This is a genomic window from Sunxiuqinia elliptica, assembly GCF_900113005.1.
Classification (GTDB): domain Bacteria; phylum Bacteroidota; class Bacteroidia; order Bacteroidales; family Prolixibacteraceae; genus Sunxiuqinia; species Sunxiuqinia elliptica.
Genome location: NZ_FONW01000001.1, coordinates 789,658 through 805,119 on the forward strand (window position 1 = coordinate 789,658; position 15,462 = coordinate 805,119).

Annotated in this window: 15 protein-coding genes; 8 read left to right on the forward strand and 7 right to left on the reverse strand. The window is 43.6% G+C overall.

The window, feature by feature from the left end; genetic code table 11:
- Positions 1 to 185: 185 nt before the first annotated feature.
- Together BM156_RS03155 and BM156_RS03160 are read left to right on the forward strand one after the other, a co-directional pair.
- Positions 186 to 620: an FKBP-type peptidyl-prolyl cis-trans isomerase gene (locus BM156_RS03155; protein WP_093918356.1), complete on the forward strand. Its 435-nt coding sequence runs from the start codon at positions 186 to 188 to the stop codon at positions 618 to 620.
- Between the two features lie 157 nt (positions 621 to 777).
- The gene (locus tag BM156_RS03160) at positions 778 to 1,329 is read left to right on the forward strand and encodes a hypothetical protein (RefSeq protein WP_093918357.1); all 552 of its coding nucleotides are present in this window, start codon (positions 778 to 780) and stop codon (positions 1,327 to 1,329) included.
- Between the two features lie 633 nt (positions 1,330 to 1,962).
- Here BM156_RS03160 and BM156_RS03165 read toward each other — a convergent pair.
- Positions 1,963 to 2,667: a head GIN domain-containing protein gene (locus BM156_RS03165; protein WP_093918358.1), complete on the reverse strand. Its 705-nt coding sequence runs from the start codon at positions 2,665 to 2,667 to the stop codon at positions 1,963 to 1,965.
- A 130-nt stretch (positions 2,668 to 2,797) separates the two neighbouring features.
- Positions 2,798 to 3,331, reverse strand: a complete 534-nt coding sequence (locus tag BM156_RS03170; RefSeq protein ID WP_093918359.1) for a ribosome maturation factor RimM — start codon at positions 3,329 to 3,331, stop codon at positions 2,798 to 2,800.
- Between the two features lie 225 nt (positions 3,332 to 3,556).
- On the opposite strand from BM156_RS03170, the gene BM156_RS03175 reads away from it, so the two are divergent.
- Positions 3,557 to 4,486, forward strand: a complete 930-nt coding sequence (locus BM156_RS03175; protein WP_093918360.1) for a DUF58 domain-containing protein — start codon at positions 3,557 to 3,559, stop codon at positions 4,484 to 4,486.
- On the opposite strand, the gene BM156_RS03180 is transcribed toward BM156_RS03175, so the two are convergent.
- The 3 genes from BM156_RS03180 to prmC form a co-directional block, all read right to left on the reverse strand.
- Positions 4,480 to 5,544 (reverse strand): endonuclease/exonuclease/phosphatase family protein, encoded by a 1,065-nt coding sequence (locus BM156_RS03180; RefSeq protein WP_170846844.1) that lies wholly within the window; start codon positions 5,542 to 5,544, stop codon positions 4,480 to 4,482. The genes BM156_RS03175 and BM156_RS03180 overlap by 7 nt on opposite strands.
- A 165-nt stretch (positions 5,545 to 5,709) precedes the next feature.
- Positions 5,710 to 6,585 carry a DUF362 domain-containing protein gene (locus BM156_RS03185; RefSeq protein ID WP_093918362.1) on the reverse strand — a complete coding sequence of 292 codons (876 nt, stop codon included), beginning with the start codon at positions 6,583 to 6,585 and terminating at the stop codon, positions 5,710 to 5,712.
- A 13-nt stretch (positions 6,586 to 6,598) separates the two neighbouring features.
- A complete protein-coding gene (gene prmC, locus BM156_RS03190) occupies positions 6,599 to 7,450 on the reverse strand; it encodes a peptide chain release factor N(5)-glutamine methyltransferase (protein ID WP_093918363.1) in 852 nt (283 codons plus the stop codon).
- A 35-nt stretch (positions 7,451 to 7,485) separates the two neighbouring features.
- Between prmC and ribD the strand changes: the two genes are divergently transcribed.
- The gene (gene ribD, locus BM156_RS03195) at positions 7,486 to 8,535 is read left to right on the forward strand and encodes a bifunctional diaminohydroxyphosphoribosylaminopyrimidine deaminase/5-amino-6-(5-phosphoribosylamino)uracil reductase RibD (protein WP_093918364.1); all 1,050 of its coding nucleotides are present in this window, start codon (positions 7,486 to 7,488) and stop codon (positions 8,533 to 8,535) included.
- A 150-nt stretch (positions 8,536 to 8,685) separates the two neighbouring features.
- On the opposite strand, the gene BM156_RS03200 is transcribed toward ribD, so the two are convergent.
- Positions 8,686 to 9,087: a DUF6146 family protein gene (locus tag BM156_RS03200; RefSeq protein WP_093918365.1), complete on the reverse strand. Its 402-nt coding sequence runs from the start codon at positions 9,085 to 9,087 to the stop codon at positions 8,686 to 8,688.
- 100 nt (positions 9,088 to 9,187) lie between these two features.
- On the opposite strand from BM156_RS03200, the gene cls reads away from it, so the two are divergent.
- The 3 genes from cls (at position 9,188) to BM156_RS03215 (ending at position 12,900) form a co-directional block, all read left to right on the forward strand.
- Complete coding sequence (cls, locus tag BM156_RS03205) at positions 9,188 to 10,654, forward strand: cardiolipin synthase (RefSeq protein WP_212733394.1); 1,467 nt, start codon at positions 9,188 to 9,190, stop codon at positions 10,652 to 10,654.
- A gap of 315 nt (positions 10,655 to 10,969) precedes the next feature.
- Positions 10,970 to 12,439 carry a RimK family protein gene (locus tag BM156_RS03210; RefSeq protein ID WP_093918366.1) on the forward strand — a complete coding sequence of 490 codons (1,470 nt, stop codon included), beginning with the start codon at positions 10,970 to 10,972 and terminating at the stop codon, positions 12,437 to 12,439.
- 2 nt (positions 12,440 to 12,441) lie between these two features.
- Complete coding sequence (locus BM156_RS03215; protein ID WP_093918367.1) at positions 12,442 to 12,900, forward strand: GNAT family N-acetyltransferase; 459 nt, start codon at positions 12,442 to 12,444, stop codon at positions 12,898 to 12,900.
- Here the strand turns inward: BM156_RS03215 and BM156_RS03220 are convergent.
- Positions 12,886 to 14,049 (reverse strand): MFS transporter, encoded by a 1,164-nt coding sequence (locus BM156_RS03220; protein ID WP_093918368.1) that lies wholly within the window; start codon positions 14,047 to 14,049, stop codon positions 12,886 to 12,888. The two genes, BM156_RS03215 and BM156_RS03220, sit on opposite strands and share 15 nt — an antisense overlap.
- A 187-nt stretch (positions 14,050 to 14,236) precedes the next feature.
- Here BM156_RS03220 and BM156_RS03225 point away from each other — a divergent pair, with 187 nt between their 5' ends.
- The gene (locus BM156_RS03225; protein ID WP_093918369.1) at positions 14,237 to 15,403 is read left to right on the forward strand and encodes an AIR synthase related protein; all 1,167 of its coding nucleotides are present in this window, start codon (positions 14,237 to 14,239) and stop codon (positions 15,401 to 15,403) included.
- Positions 15,404 to 15,462 lie beyond the last annotated feature (59 nt).

Sequence of the window (15,462 nt, forward strand, 5' to 3'; positions counted from 1 at the left end):
CAACTCATAACAGGCCTCTTCCGGAAAACGGGGGAGGTCTTTTTATGAATGTTCATTGGGTGGCGAGTGGTCGGTGATCCTTGGCGACTATGCCTTTGAGGCTGCTGGAAAGTAAAAGCAACATAAGAGGAAGGCCTTTCGTTTAAGGACTAATAAACTATTCTTATTTTTGAGAAAAAAAGATTGTGGCAAAACGAGAGAAAAGAGGAAAAAGCAAAAGTTCGGCTGGGTACAACCAAAAAACGGGTGAAGATTTTTTGAAACAGAATGCCCAAAAGGAAGGGGTTGTTGAAACGGCGAGTGGCCTTCAGTATAAAATTGTGGAAGAACTGGAGGGGCCAAGGCCCGACGAGTATAGCACGGTGCTTATTCATCAGCGGGCCTTGCTGCTGAATGGCTCCATCTTGGAAGATACTTACCGAAAAAACGAACCAGATGAAGTGCGGGTGGAGGAGTTAATTGAAGGCCTTCAGGAAGGGTTGCAGCTGATGGGAAAAGGAAGCCGTTTTAAGTTTTGGGTACCTTCGGATCTGGCTTGGGGGCGCAAAGGAACAAGCAATAAAATTCCGCCTTATGCGGTTTTGTCGTTCGATATTCGGCTGGTCGATATCGTGAGTTAATAGAATAATTTGATGCTTTTTGCGTTTGGATGTAAACTTCTGGCATCAATCTTGTTTTGTTCAGAAACAAATCAGAATAAAAAAGAATAAGTATAACGCGAATCAGGATTTTTGTCCAAGCTGAGGGCATTCTTGATTGGCATAAAAAATGAAGCGTATGAAAACAATTACACGAATTTTATTGGTGGTTTCGTTGGCGGTATTTGCTGCTTGTGAAGGACCTGTTGGCCCTCCGGGACCTCCCGGACTTGATGGTGAAGATGGTCTGAACGGAGAGAATGGATACCTGTTTGAGATTGAAGGGACATTCTCTGAGGCGAACGATTATGCCCTGTTTTTCCCATTTCCAGATGATTTTAAAATGTATAATACCGATATTGTGATGGTTTATATCCTTTGGGATCAGGTTGAATCAACAACAGGAGAGCTACTTGATGTATGGCGTCCTTTGCCTCAAACCGTTGTTTTCCAGGATGGCGGGGTGATCCAGTACAATTTCGATTATACGGTGGGAGATGTAAATATCTTTATTCAGGAAACAGTTGGCGAACTTTTACCGGCGGAAACTGATAATCAGGTTTTTCGGATTGCCGTTTTGCCTGCTGACTTTGTTGCTACAAAATCCATTGATGTCAATAACCTGGATGCCGTTATGAAAACCTTTAGTCTGAACGAAAAATCAGTAAAGAAAATCAGCATCGAGAAATAAGATTTTCGACACGATAAATTGAAAAGAGCTTATTGATGCGATCCCATAAGAAGGCAGTCTTTGACTTACTTCAGGGACGTTTCAATAAGCTCTTTTTGTATCTAAAAACAAGGCTTAGTCTACAGGAGTTTTTTATTGATCGGGAGACTTGGAGTCTCTTGAGAAATTGCTGATAATAACAAATCATGCATGAAAAGATCAACCCAGGGAGTTGGGAAAGTGCTTCCAGCAGTTGAATGATTTCGGAAATCTTAGGAAGCTATAAATAAAGTTCTTAGTGAATCAAACTCGGTCCTTTAAATACTCATCGGGAACTCTTGGTATAGCGAATTTTGTATTGAAATAGCTAAGGGAGAGGTTTAAATGCTAAAAAAAGTACTTAAAAGGCTTGGCTTAGTCAAAAAGCTGTGTTTCAAGTACTCGGTCTTGTATTTCAACTAGAAAGAATCGTGTTTGAATGACTCGGTTGAGTGTTTCAACTGGTCGGTTTAGTGTTTGAATTGCTCTTTTTTGAGTTTCAAGTTGTCGGTTAAGTGTTTCAACAACTCCGTTGTGTATTTGAACTGCTCGGTTGAATGGAGAAGAAAGAGGCAAAGCATCGAATAAAGATCGAATGCTTGCCTCATTTTACTTTTAGTATTCTTTGACTTTGCCAGATCCGACAATACCTTGATCAACCAGCGGGTTGCCTTTATAGGTGATGTTTCCAGAGCCGGCGATACGGGCTGTTAGGCTTTTTTCTGCATGAACACTGGCGTTTCCTGATCCGGCGATTTTAACGTTGACATCTTTGGTTTTAAATCCAATGCCATTAAAATCTCCAGAGCCCGAAAGCGTAACCATCAGGTCGTCAGCTTCTCCGTTACCATCAATTTCGAGGTCGCCACTTCCTGATATGCTTGCCTTTACTCGGTTGGCTTTTAGGTCATCCAGCAAAATATCACCACTCCCGCTAACTGATAGGTCAAGGATTCGGGATTCGATTGGTCCGTCGTTGATAATATCGCCGGAGCCGGATAAGGCAATTGCATCAATCTCGGGAACGGTAATGAAAATTTCGATTTTCCCAGGGGTGAAGCTTTTCCAAAGGTAATTTTTTGCAGCAAAGCGAATAATCAGTTGGCGCCCTTTGACTTCAGTGATTATTTCGTCCATGGTAGAAGATTTGGCTACAATCTCTACAGATTGCTTTTTGCCTTGTTCCAGGTAAACTTTGGCTGGGATGCGCAGTGAAATTTCAGAGAAGGACGCAAGTTCCCGGATTTCAGTTTCTGCTTTAGCCTGAAAGGACACCAGCATAACAAGTGCTGCTATTAGTGTTGCGAATGTTGTTTTCATAGTCTGTTATTTTTAATTTCTACATCAATTGCTACTAGTAAAAGACACTACAAATTTAAAAACGTTGCAGTTGGCAAACGAGAAAACAGTTTGCGTATTGTCTCTATATGGGATGAATTCTTGGCTGTGTTTAGTCCAGCTCAAAGATTCCTTCGGGGCATTGAAGGACGATTTTTTGATCTTGCTCATCGAAACTGATGAGCAGTTGTTCGTTGAATGGAACCATCACCTCTTTGCCTTGGTAGTGCACCAATAGCAGGAGGTTTCCTCCGTAATCTTCCACCTTCTCGATGGGGCCAATCAAGCCAAGTTGTGCGTCGTGTAGTTTAAAGCCAACCAAGTGATGAAGCGAAAGCTCCTCCTCCGGATAAACCACATCCTCTAGCTTGATGAAAACCGATAGACCTGAGAGTTTACGGGCCTCATCTTCATTGTTGACCCAGTCGAGCTGAATAATGGCTGACTCGCCAGAACGGAAACGGATGCCTTCTTCGGCAAAGAAAAAAGGAACCAGCAAGCCGTCAATCTCTAAAAAGAGGATGGGTTCATTTTCCAAACTGAGGTCAAATTGCGGCTCAAAAATCAAAGATAATGCTCCTTTGATTCCGTGCGGCTTTTGCAGATAGCCAACTTTCTGGCAAGTACTTTTTTCGATGGTTTCCATGGCTCAAAAATAGAAAAGACTGCTTCTTGAAACAAATCTGGATGAACTTTTGAGAGCGTTTGGTAGTGGTTTGTGGGGATCGGCTTAATTGGGGCTTTCTTTTTGCTCTGGACCTGGCTTGTTAAAGCAAAGGGTTTGGTTATTTTTGTAGGTGGTCTGCCGTCTGTTGGGAAATCGTTTAAATGAACTGATTTACGGAGGCTGCCTTTTAAAAGAATGGTGTGCATGAATAACCTGTTTGACATTCAACAGTTTCAGCAATTCGATAATTTAGAATTGATTGCCCGAGAAGTGGTGGAAGGCTTTATTACCGGCCTGCACCGAAGTCCTTTTCATGGGTTCTCAGTTGAGTTTGCTGAGCATCGCCAGTACAACCAGGGCGAATCAACCAAGCACATCGATTGGAAATTGTTTGCCCGCTCGGATCGCTTGTATGTGAAGCAGTATGAAGAAGAGACCAACTTACGCTGCCAGTTGGTGATCGATACTTCGTCGTCCATGTTATTTCCGTACGAAAAAGGCAAAAAAAACTTGTTTAACAAGTTGGCTTTTTCGGTGTACAGTGCTGCTGCTTTGATGTACCTGATGCGTAAGCAGCGGGATTCGGTTGGCTTAACCTTGTTTTCAGATCATATTGAATTTCATTCAGAAAACCGCTTGTCGTCGGTGCATGCCGAGTTGTTGTATGGCAAGCTGGCCGGTTTGTTAACCAGTAGCAAAGAGGATCTGCGAAAAACCACCAATACGATTGAGGCTTTACACCAAATCGCAGAGCAGGTGCATAAACGCTCGCTCATCATTGTTTTTAGCGATATGATGGATGAAGGGAAGGAGGATGAGCTGTTTTCAGCCCTGCAGCATTTGCGGTACAATAAACACGAGGTCATTCTTTTTCATGTGACAGACCACAAACAGGAGCGGGAATTTGATTTTAAAAACCGGCCGTATCGGTTTGTGGATTTGGAAAGTGGACAACAATTGAAATTCTCGCCTCACGAGCTACGCGAAAATTACCAAAAGGCGGTTCGTGCTTATTTCGAAAACTTGAAGGTGAAATGTGGTCAATATCATATTGACTTGGTTGAAGCTGATATCAATGCCGATTTTAAGCAGGTGCTCTACCGCTTTCTGCAAAAGCGAAAAAAACTTTATTGATCATTCTTGATGAGGACACAACTGATCGGATAGTGATCGGAATAAGCAACTTTATCAATGTGAAAGTTAAAGCTGTTGTACTCCGGGCTATGCAAGATGTAGTCGATTCGGAATGAAGGCAGCTTGCCAAGATAGGTATTTCCAATTCCTGTTCCCGATTGCACAAAAGCGTCCAGCAGCCCTTGGGTAACGGTGTGATAGGTGTATGAAACAGGCGTGTCGTTAAAATCACCGCAAATCACCACCGGGTGAGGCGATTGGCTGATAAGCTGATGCAGTGTTTCGGCTTGTACGGTTCGTTTTATAAACGCTTGCTTCAGTTTTGAGCCGGTGTATTTTACCTTCTGATAGCTTTCTTCCTGGTTGTTGAATGACAATGAGTCCAGCGACTTGATATCGGCATCTGAGAAGTAGTAGCTTTGCAGGTGACAATTGAACAGGCGCAGGGTGTCATCGTCAATTTTCAGGTCCGAAATCAGGATCATATTGGACGAGCCTTCAAAGTGGGCTTCGTCTTTATGGATGATCGGATAACGGGAATAGCTGGTCTGTCCGCCCTTTTTACTAACATGCACATAGCGAAAAAATGGTGATTCTTTGTCCTTCTTCGGACGAGTTGGAAAGCTTTTCTGTTTGTATAAATTGACCTCTTGGAGGCATAAAATGTCGGGCTGTTTTTCCTTAAGAAAGTTTAAAATGTGAGCTGCAACCTCTTTGCGTTGAAGATCTTCTTCGCCGTAAAAGTTTTTGACATTGTAACTGTACAGCTGAATACCATCATCCTTTGTCTCGCTACCAGCAAACTGGAAATAGCGGGTGAGGTGGTTGTATCCCAAGGCAATGGTCAGAAAGGAGAGCAAGGCAAATGGGGTTTTTACAAATAACCAAAACAGGATGAATAAAATATTGGCTAACAAGAAGTAAGGGTAAGCTAAGCCAAAGAAAGCTGGAACTGACCAACTTGCCGGGCTGACTTTTACTGCCAAGTAGCTGACGAGTAGTCCTGCGATGGCAAGCAGGTTGAACAGGAGAAAGCTATTTCGAAAAAACTTTTTCAAGGTGCGCTGTTGGTTTAAATCCGATGGTGTTGAGACAAAGATAGCGAAAAGCCTCGGTCAGACCGAAACACGGAACCATAGATTTTGATTTCTTGCCTCGGTCTGGCTGTTTTTCTTTTTTGGTCGTGCAAAAGATCTCTTCTTAGAATAAGTTGTTTTTGTCTTTTAGGACTTGCTGTTTTTCAAGACAATACTCCGAATGTTTTCCGGGGCAAGCGTTATTTGTCCAAAGCTTTCTTGTTGTGCTAGTTTCAGGTAGTTAAGTGTGGTTGGATCAATGCCCAGGCGTTTGGCTGCATAAGCTTCTGCCGCTACCATATCGGTCGACAGGAATAGGCTTTTGTAGTCATGAATGGTATCATTTCCGGGAACTTGGCAGGCATCAACCAAGGTGAGCGTTGGCTTTTTAAAACGAAGGAGGTCAAGGATGGCTTCAGCTTGTTGTTGCTCCGATTGATAATTCCACATCAAATTCAGCATATTTTGAAACGCACCAAAGTAAGTTCCATCTGCCAATTCTTGAACAGCAGGGACATTGATGATTAGGTCTGCTTCATGAGCCAGCTGATGAAGTTTGGGATCGCTCAATACTTTTGCGCCCGGGATGTTAGCCGGTTGGTACAGGAATTCTTTGTCGCCCGGGATGATTTTGGCGCCGGCATCTTTTACGGCACGCTCAATACCGCTGTTTTTGTAGCATTTCGTCCAGGGATCAATGGTTTGGTCAAACAAGTAAACTCCTCGTGAACCGGCCTCGTAGCAGCGACGAACCAACAAGCCTAACAAATCCGGGTTTGTATTTCTTCCGCTTGCCGGCATTTGGTTCCAGCGCATGGTTGGTTTAACCAGAATTTTTTGCCCGGGACTGATGTATTTGCTGAGTCCGCCCATGGCTTCAATGGCCAGGTCGAGCATTTCTGTTGCGCTTCCACCACGAATACTGGCAAGTTTGGTTGGGGCTTTTTTGACTTTTCCGTGCGCTTGAAAAAATAAGCCTCCGGTGGCAAGTAAGCTGGTATGTATGAATGTTCTTCGTTTCATATTCAAAATGAGTTTAAATCGTGGAACAAGTTGCAAAAATCATGCGATCTTTTCCGTTGATATCTTTTTTTAATTGAACGTTTGAAAAGCCTTTTTCTTTTAACAGCGCAATACATGCTTCGCCGTAAGCTTCATTAATTTCCCAAAACAAGCTTCCCGTTTGGCTCAGGTGCTTTTTTGCAAAGTCGGCTAGGGCCCGATAAAAAAGCAAGGGTTGATGATCGGGTACGAACAAGGCTCCTGATGGCTCAAACTCCAGGACATTGGGATGCATCTGTTCTTTTTCTGATTCGGTAACATAAGGCGGGTTGCTCACCAAAACATTCAGGGCAGGAAAAGCCTCCGGAAGTTGTGGATGCAAAATATCCATCTCAAAAAAATGGACTTCGGTATCGTTCAGCCGAGCATTGGCTTGTGCTGTTTCCAGTGCTTTCTCTGAGATGTCGCAAGCCCAAATATTTGCTTCTGGGAGTTTGTGTTTCAGGCTGATTGGAATACATCCACTGCCAGTGCCTACATCCAAGATGGTTGGAGAAGTTCCGGCATATTGATTCAGAATCCATTGAACAAGTTCTTCGGTTTCAGGCCGCGGAATCAGTACGTGTTGATTGACTTGAAAAGGCAGGTCAAAAAATTCCGTTTCACCCAGAATATACTGAACAGGTTCGTGTTGTTTTAAACGATCAACAATGGTTTTGATCTGCTCGGTTTCTTCCGGTGAAAGTTGCTCATCAGCTTTCATCAGCAAATCAGTCAGTTGATAGTTCTTCAAATGTTGAAAAAGCAATCGCACAAAACCTTCAATCTCCTCTTTGGGATACACTCCGGCCAATTCTTTTCGGATATACTTGATGCTTGCCTGCATTTATTTGTATTTTTGGCAAAGTTAAATTTTTCCCGATGAACACCGCCGAAAAATACATGAACCGCTGTTTGGAACTGGCCCAACTTGGAGCTGGAAGTGTTGCGCCTAACCCCATGGTTGGCTGTGTTGTGGTTCATGAAGGGAAAATTATTGGCGAAGGTTATCACCAAAAATGTGGCGAGGCGCATGCTGAGGTAAATGCCATCCGTTCGGTTAAGGATAAAGTCTTGTTGAAAACTTCCACCTTGTACGTGAGCCTGGAACCATGTGCTCACTTCGGCAAAACTCCTCCATGTTCCGACCTGATTATTGAGCATCAGATTCCAAAAGTTGTCGTTGGATCAATTGATCCGTTTGCTGCGGTTGCCGGAAAAGGAATTGAAAAGATGGAGAAGGCGGGTATTGAAGTTCAGCTTGGCGTGCTGGAAGAAGAATGCTTGTGGCTAAACCGGCGCTTTTTTACTTTTCATCAGAAAAAAAGGCCTTACCTGATTTTGAAGTGGGCTCAAACGCTGGATGGATTTCTGGATATTGATCGTGCTCAACAGACCTTTGGACAGCCCACGTGGATTAGTAACGAGCTGTCGCGTCGGCAGGTGCATAAACAGCGCACTGAAGAAGATGCCATTTTGGTGGGCACCAATACGGCTCTGAAGGATAATCCGTCGTTGACCGTGAGAGAGTGGGTTGGGAAGCAGCCTTTGCGTTTGTTGATTGATCGGAAAAACCGCTTGGCTGAAAGCCTGAACCTGAAAGATGGAAGTGTGCCAACAGTCGTGTTTACAGAAGAGAAGATCGACTCGAAAGCCAATTTGGAGTATATCCGCATCGATTTTGACACCAATATTTTACCGCAGTTGTTGGCTTGGCTGTATGCACGAGATATTCAGTCGGTCATTGTCGAAGGGGGGCAGTTTTTGATACAATCTTTCATTGATCAAGGACTGTGGGACGAGGCGCATGTATACTTTGGAAATACCTTTTTCGTGAATGGTGTGCCAGCTCCCAAGCTTCCAGTGCCACCCATCAGGTCGGAAAATATGCACGACACCCAACTAAGGTTTTTTGTGAACCGACTTAAATAGTGTCTGCAATAAAAACTTCAAAACTAAAATCTTTGATAAGAAAACCTTAAAGGCAAGGCTTTCGAGGTTTTAAAAATCAGGGAGTTTACTTTCGTAAATGACCGTTTTTAAACCGAGAGTAACGCAGTATTTGGCTTTTTCTTGCAAAGACTAAATAGCTCGCGGGCTATTGGATAAAATCCGTATTTTTAGCTCATTCTCAACATACTGGAAATAATAGAATAGCTTGTGGTTGATGTCCAATCCATAATCAATTTGCGGGTTGTAGTCAATTTGTCCGTCCAGTAATCGTGCATTCCGGTGCCAAATGGAATTGTAGTTCCAGGCATTGACATACTGCTCGTTCCATGTTTCGTAATATTGTTGCGAATGGTACCAGCTGGGTTTACTGTATGTTAAGAACCAGGATTCAAAACCGGGATCCAACACGATAAGTTCGTAAGAAACGCTATCTTCGGTATCAACAGTGTCGGTCGCTTTAATTTGAATGTTTTGCTGACTGGCACAAGCCGCTATCAGTATAAGAAAAAGAGTAAATTGTAGTGTTTTCATGATTTTTCCTTTTTATCTTGATACGAATAAGCGCCGCATATTGTTTATAATTGTAAAATTCCAGTAAATTTAAATCACTGATTTTTTAAAGCTGCATTGAATGTTGGAGTTTCTTAGAGAAGTCTGGGGGTATATGCCTGGTGCCATAACCGTGCTGTATATTGTTACGGTTATTTTTATTGCCATCTTAATTGTGTTAGAAAACAGAAATCCAATTAAAACGATAAGTTGGGTGCTGGTGTTGGTTGCTGTTCCGGTAGGCGGAATGATTATCTACCTGTTTTTTGGACAGGAGTACCGGAAAAAGAAGATGTTTTCGAAAAAGGGACTTTATTACCTTGAGAAACTAAGAAAGCAAACGCAGGATCAACTGCGGCAGTTGCCTCATAGCGGACACCTCTTTCCGGAAAATATTGTCGCTAAAAAGCACTTAATTAATTTGGCGTTGGCGAATTCAAATGCTTTGCTTAGTGTGAATAATGAGGTCACCATCCTGAAAAATGGGCATGAAGCTTTTCCTGCTATTTTTCAGGCCATTGAGAGGGCCCGGCATCATATTCACCTGGAATATTACATTGTTGAAGGAGATGAACTGGGGAACCAACTGAAAGATTTACTGGTGCGAAAAGCCCGGCAAGGCGTTGAGGTGCGGTTTATCTATGATGATGTGGGAAGTTGGCAGTTACCCAAAAAATACATTCGGGAGTTGAGGGAAGCAGGCGTGAAAATTGACTGCTTCATGCGGGTGCGTTTTCCCGTGCTGACTTCGCGGGTCAACTACCGAAATCATCGGAAGATTATTGTGATTGACGGTGAGATTGGATTTACCGGAGGATTGAATTTCGCTGATCGTTACATTCATGGAACCCGTGGCTTAGGCAAGTGGCGCGATACGCATTTGATGGTAAAAGGTGACGCAGCTATTTCATTGCAGATCGTATTTATGGCTGACTGGTATTTTGTGTCGAAAGAGATTTTGAGGGGAGAGGCATATTTCAAGCAGTTACCTGCCAGTGATGGGAAGTTGGTTCAGGTGGTATCCAGTGGACCCGATTCTGATTGGGAGAGCATTGGGCAGACCTATTTCTCAGCTATCGCATCGGCTAGCGAGCGCGTATTTATTGCAACTCCCTACCTGATTCCAACTTCGGATATTGTGTTTGCCATGAAAACGGCGGCTTTGGGTGGAATTGATATCCGGGTGTTGTTGCCGGAAAACTCAGATGCCTTTTTCCCAAAATGGAGTTCCGATTCTTATATAGAAGAATTGTTGGAAGCCGGCGTTCGGATTTACCATTACAAGCCGGGTTTTACACATAGTAAATTGATGGTTGTCGATAGTATTTTCTCATCAGTTGGGACAGCCAATATGGACTTCCGAAGTTTGGAAACCAACTTTGAGGTGAATGCCATGGTGTACGATGAAGAGATAGCCCACGAGCTAGAGACTCATTTTTATGAAGATCTGGAAAGCAGCGAAGAGTTGGTATTGCGCGAATGGGAAAAGCGCAGCAAATGGCGAAGAGCGATGGAATCCTTTGCCCGCTTGCTTAGTCCTACCTTATAGCCAGTAGATTAGCGTGAAAATAAAAAGTGCATCAAGGAGAATATTCAATCAATAAATTGCGTACAATTGCAGGGTAAAATTGATGCTATTATTAACCTGATTTTAGTTCAAATTGAAAGTCTGTTGGTTTGATATATCCCAGTTTTCGTTTTCTCTCCGGATTGAGAAAATAAGCGAAAGCGCTTGGAAACAACTGTTTCTGGCTGCTGATGGTATGCTGCGCGCTTTTTCTCTTCAGGTTGACCGACGAAAAGCCGTCTATAAACTTACCGCTGGCTCTGCACCGTTGGGTGTTTAATATTCAATCATAAACAAATGCAATCCACATTGATCCTTCTGGATTCGGTGACGCAATGGAAGCCCTACTATGAAACGGAAACCATTACGACAGCTGCAGACTACCTGCAGAACGAAGACCTGAGTAAAAAACCGTTGTTGGTGATTAACCTTTGTGAAAAGCTCAACTATCTTTCTGAAGGTTACTACTGTTCGCTTTTGGCCCAAGCTCGTGGGCATAAAGTCTTGCCCGATGTTGATGTCCTTAACCGGATGGAAAGCGGAGCTATTTCCCGTTTGGATGATAACCTGCAGAAAATAACCTATCGCTGGCTGCAAACCATGGACTGTCCGGAGCAGGAGTTAATTCCGTTGGACATTTATTTTGGGGTATGCAATGTGCCGGAAATGAGTAAAGTGGCCCACTTCATTTTTGAGCAGCATCCTTGTCCGGTGTTGCGGGTGTTGTTTGCCAACCGTCCCAAAAACCAGATCGACTCAGTTCATCCTTTGGGCTTGAGTGAGTTGTCGGATGAACAGCAGGATTTGTTTGCTCAGGCTTTGGATAATTTTAGCAAGCGCGTTTGGCGTCAACCACGTTCGCACAAGTCTTCCCGGTTTGATTTGGCTATTTTGCACGATCCGGCGGAAGTACTTCCTCCAAGCAATAAAGGTGCGTTGAATAAATTTTTATCGCAGGCCAAAAAGATGAACATTAATGCTGAGTTGATCACAGAAGATGACTCCATTCGTTTGTTGGAGTTTGATGCGTTATTTATACGTCAAACAACGGCGTTGAACCACCCGACCTATCGGTTGGCCCAGCAGGCCCGGCAGGCTGATATGGTTGTTATTGATGATCCACTGTCGATCATTCGCTGCACCAATAAGGTGTATTTAAAAGAGTTGCTGGAAAGGGAAGGAGTGCCCACACCCAATTCAAAGTTGATCTTCAAAAATAACCTGGTGTCTTTTCAGGAGTTGGAAGAATGCTTGGGAAATCCGGTGATCCTGAAGGTGCCTGATGGCTCATTTTCAGTGGGAATGCACAAAGTGTCAACCGAGCAGGAATATGCTGAGGCTTTGGAGGTGCTTTCTTTGCAATCGTCTGTTTTTTTAGCGCAGGAGTTTGTCCCTACCAGTTTCGATTGGCGCATTGGCTTGCTAAATGGGGAAGTGCTGTTTGCTTGCAAGTACTTCATGGCTCGCGGACATTGGCAAATCTACAATCACCAGGGAAATGGAAAAACGCGCTCGGGGGCGTATGAGGCAGTGCCAATTGCTAAAGTTCCCCGTCATGTGCTTCGCAATGCGATAAAAGCGGCCTCGTTAATTGGCAAAGGCTTGTATGGGGTCGATATCAAAGAGCTTGACCGGCGCTCGGTAGTCATCGAGGTAAACGATAACCCGTCCATTGATCAGGGGGTGGAAGATGACGTGTTGGGTGATGAGCTTTACCGGTTGATTTTGCGTGAGTTTATGGATCGTTTGGAACAAAAACGCCGTTGACAATGAGTGCGAATTCCGTGCATATACGTCCGGCAGTAGCTGCTGATCTAAACGAGTTGTTTCATTTAGAGCAATTGTGTTTTGATGCCGAAAGTTTTAATCGCAGACAGCTTCGCTACTTAGCCCACCGTGCCAATGGGTTGTTTTGGATACTGACTGATGAGGGACGTATTGCTGCTTTCATCATTTTACTTGAACGCAAGAATACCGAAGGATTGCGGGTGTACTCGTTGGCCGTATCGCCAGCCTTTAGAGGGAGAAGTTATGCGCAGCAAATGATTCAACAGGCTTTGGTTTTAGCTCAGGAACGTGCTAAGCGATTCCTTTACTTAGAAGTTAGTGAGCACAATGGTGCAGCGATTCAGTTGTATCGAAAGCTGGGATTTATGGAAACAGGTCGCCGAAAGGCATATTACAAAGATGGCAGTGCTGCTTTGTTGATGCGCCTATTTATTGACTGAAAGAGCTGGTTTGGGTAGTGCAAAGGAAAAACTGAGCAGAATGCCAACGATGGTTGTTAGCCCGGTAAAAACAAATGCAACCTTAGGAGATATTGCCCACAAACTTCCGGTTAGGGCGGCACCCAAGAAAGAGCCAAAGTACTGCAGACTTATAATGATGCCATTCCCTTTTCCTCGTTGTTCGTTTGAAATCCCTCGGTTTGCCAGCATCGGAACAATACTTGAAATGGAGAAGCTGCCACTCATCAGCAAAACGGTACCGGCAATGGTGAAGGGCAGCGAATGGAAAGCTAATAAGATAAATCCAATACCTTCCATGATGAAAAGAGAAGCAAGAACACGCCAGCCTTTTTCCTTGGTAGCCAGTTTAGAAAAGAAGGACAGTAAGCCGAGCGCAACCAAAATGGCTGGCGTTAAAATGAGCCACATCTGATTGGTTTCCAAAATTCCTTTCAGCAAAAGGGGAAGCATGAAAAAGAAAGCCATCATAACAAAGTTGTTGGTCGTAAGTAAAAATCCCATGGTTAGGTTTCTCCGGGTGATGACCCGCTTTTGGCTTTTCTTTTCAGCATATTTTGCTTTCCGAACTACGGGGTCAACTTGCTTGGTTGCAAGCAAAACCCAAATAAAACAGCCTGCAATTAGTAGGGCTGAAAAGATAAACATCTGGCTAACATTCAGAACAATGTGCATTAATGGGCCAACGGTGTACGAAAGCATGGTAAAGGTGCCCAATACGGCTCCCAGCCTCGTCAGTTCTTTATCGCGATCTTCGTTATCAACAGCCGATGAAATCCAGGAATAGCCAACGGTAACGATGGCACCACTTCCTTGCAGGGCTCGGGCAAAAATTAACCAGTAAATGTTGGTGGCAAAAGCTGCTGTTAGTAATCCTGCAATGAGCATCACGAGACCAGCAAGCATCATCTTTTTATAGCCAATACGATCACTTAGTGAGCCAAATGGAATTTGCAAGACGGCTTGCGTAAGTCCAAAGATGCCAAGTGCGTAGCCAATTAACGTTGGCGATCCTCCTTCCAAATTGAGGCCGTAAGCCGTGAGGAATGGAATAATGCTCGACATGGAAAATAACCGCATTCCCAAAGTCGTTGAAATAATATGGGTTAACCTTCCGGTTGACTTGTTCATAGCTCGAAAAATTAAAGGGAGTGAGGGCTGGTTAGGAAGTTCAGGCTACAAAATTAACAGTAAATTAGATGAAAAGAAAAGGAATGCAAGAAAGTTGCAAGAACAAGCCTAATGCTTAAATGGTTGGCAATCCTTTTTTTTTGCTTAAAAATATTAACTTTGTGCGCTGAAATTACAGACTGATTTTATGAGCGATAACAGGTACATGGCGAGAGGTGTTTCGGCTTCGAAAGAGGATGTTCATCAGGCCATTAAAAATATTGATAAAGGATTGTTTCCTAAAGCTTTTTGCAAAATTATTCCTGATGTGTTGGGAGGCGATCCGGATTGGTGTAACATTATGCATGCCGACGGTGCCGGGACCAAATCTTCTTTGGCCTACATGTACTGGAAGGAAACAGGCGACCTATCGGTGTGGAAAGGCATTTCCCAGGATGCACTGATTATGAATATTGATGATTTGTTGTGTGTTGGGGCAACCGACAATATTTTATTGTCATCAACTATTGGCCGGAATAAGAATAAAATTCCCGGAGAAGTAATTGCTGCAATTATCAATGGAACAGATGAGTTGTGCCGCGAACTGCAGGAGATGGGCGTTGGTGTTTTCCCAACGGGAGGTGAAACAGCTGATGTGGGCGATTTGGTTCGTACCATCATTGTCGATTCTACCGTAACTTGCCGGATAAAAAGGGAAGATGTGATCGCTGCTGACCGAATTGAAGCTGGCGATGTGATTGTTGGTTTGTCTTCTTTCGGACAAGCAAGCTATGAAAAAGAATACAATGGAGGCATGGGAAGTAACGGACTGACTTCAGCCCGTCACGATGTATTTGCCAATTACCTGGCGGCTAAATACCCCGAGAGTTTTGATCCTGAGGTGCCAGCCGACTTGGTTTATTCCGGAAGTCGGAAACTAACGGAAGCGATTGAAGGATTAAGTCTGGATGCCGGAAAGTTGGTCTTGTCGCCAACACGGACGTATGCGCCGGTTATTAAAAAGATTTTGGACGAACACCGGACTTCTATTCATGGAATGGTTCACTGTTCTGGTGGTGCTCAAACCAAAGTGCTTCATTTTGTAGATGGGGTACATGTGGTGAAAAACAACCTGTTCCCGGTTCCTCCCTTATTCAAGTTAATTCAACAGGAATCTCAAACAGAATGGGCTGAAATGTATAAGGTGTTCAACATGGGACATCGGATGGAAATCTACCTGAAGCCAGAATTGGCTGATTCGATTATTGAAATATCAAAATCATTTAACATTGATGCGCAGGTGGTCGGTCATGTTGAGGCTTATGAAGGCAAAAAATTGACCATCACTTCTGAATTTGGAACTTTTGAGTATTAAAGAATACGGGTCTGTCAGCAAAGACAGAAGAAAAGCTTCCGGCTTTAGATTTTAGAAAT

Bases quoted from the DNA above. Each gene is read 5' to 3' on its own strand.
- BM156_RS03160 (WP_093918357.1), top strand. From the start codon at position 778: ATGAAAACAATTACACGAATTTTATTGGTGGTTTCGTTGGCGGTATTT.
- BM156_RS03165 (WP_093918358.1), bottom strand. From the start codon at position 2,667: ATGAAAACAACATTCGCAACACTAATAGCAGCACTTGTTATGCTGGTG.
- BM156_RS03170 (WP_093918359.1), bottom strand. From the start codon at position 3,331: ATGGAAACCATCGAAAAAAGTACTTGCCAGAAAGTTGGCTATCTGCAA.
- BM156_RS03175 (WP_093918360.1), top strand. From the start codon at position 3,557: ATGAATAACCTGTTTGACATTCAACAGTTTCAGCAATTCGATAATTTA.
- BM156_RS03185 (WP_093918362.1), bottom strand. From the start codon at position 6,585: ATGAAACGAAGAACATTCATACATACCAGCTTACTTGCCACCGGAGGC.
- prmC (WP_093918363.1), bottom strand. From the start codon at position 7,450: ATGCAGGCAAGCATCAAGTATATCCGAAAAGAATTGGCCGGAGTGTAT.
- ribD (WP_093918364.1), top strand. From the start codon at position 7,486: ATGAACACCGCCGAAAAATACATGAACCGCTGTTTGGAACTGGCCCAA.
- BM156_RS03200 (WP_093918365.1), bottom strand. From the start codon at position 9,087: ATGAAAACACTACAATTTACTCTTTTTCTTATACTGATAGCGGCTTGT.
- cls (WP_212733394.1), top strand. From the start codon at position 9,188: ATGTTGGAGTTTCTTAGAGAAGTCTGGGGGTATATGCCTGGTGCCATA.
- BM156_RS03210 (WP_093918366.1), top strand. From the start codon at position 10,970: ATGCAATCCACATTGATCCTTCTGGATTCGGTGACGCAATGGAAGCCC.
- BM156_RS03215 (WP_093918367.1), top strand. From the start codon at position 12,442: ATGAGTGCGAATTCCGTGCATATACGTCCGGCAGTAGCTGCTGATCTA.
- BM156_RS03220 (WP_093918368.1), bottom strand. From the start codon at position 14,049: ATGAACAAGTCAACCGGAAGGTTAACCCATATTATTTCAACGACTTTG.
- BM156_RS03225 (WP_093918369.1), top strand. From the start codon at position 14,237: ATGAGCGATAACAGGTACATGGCGAGAGGTGTTTCGGCTTCGAAAGAG.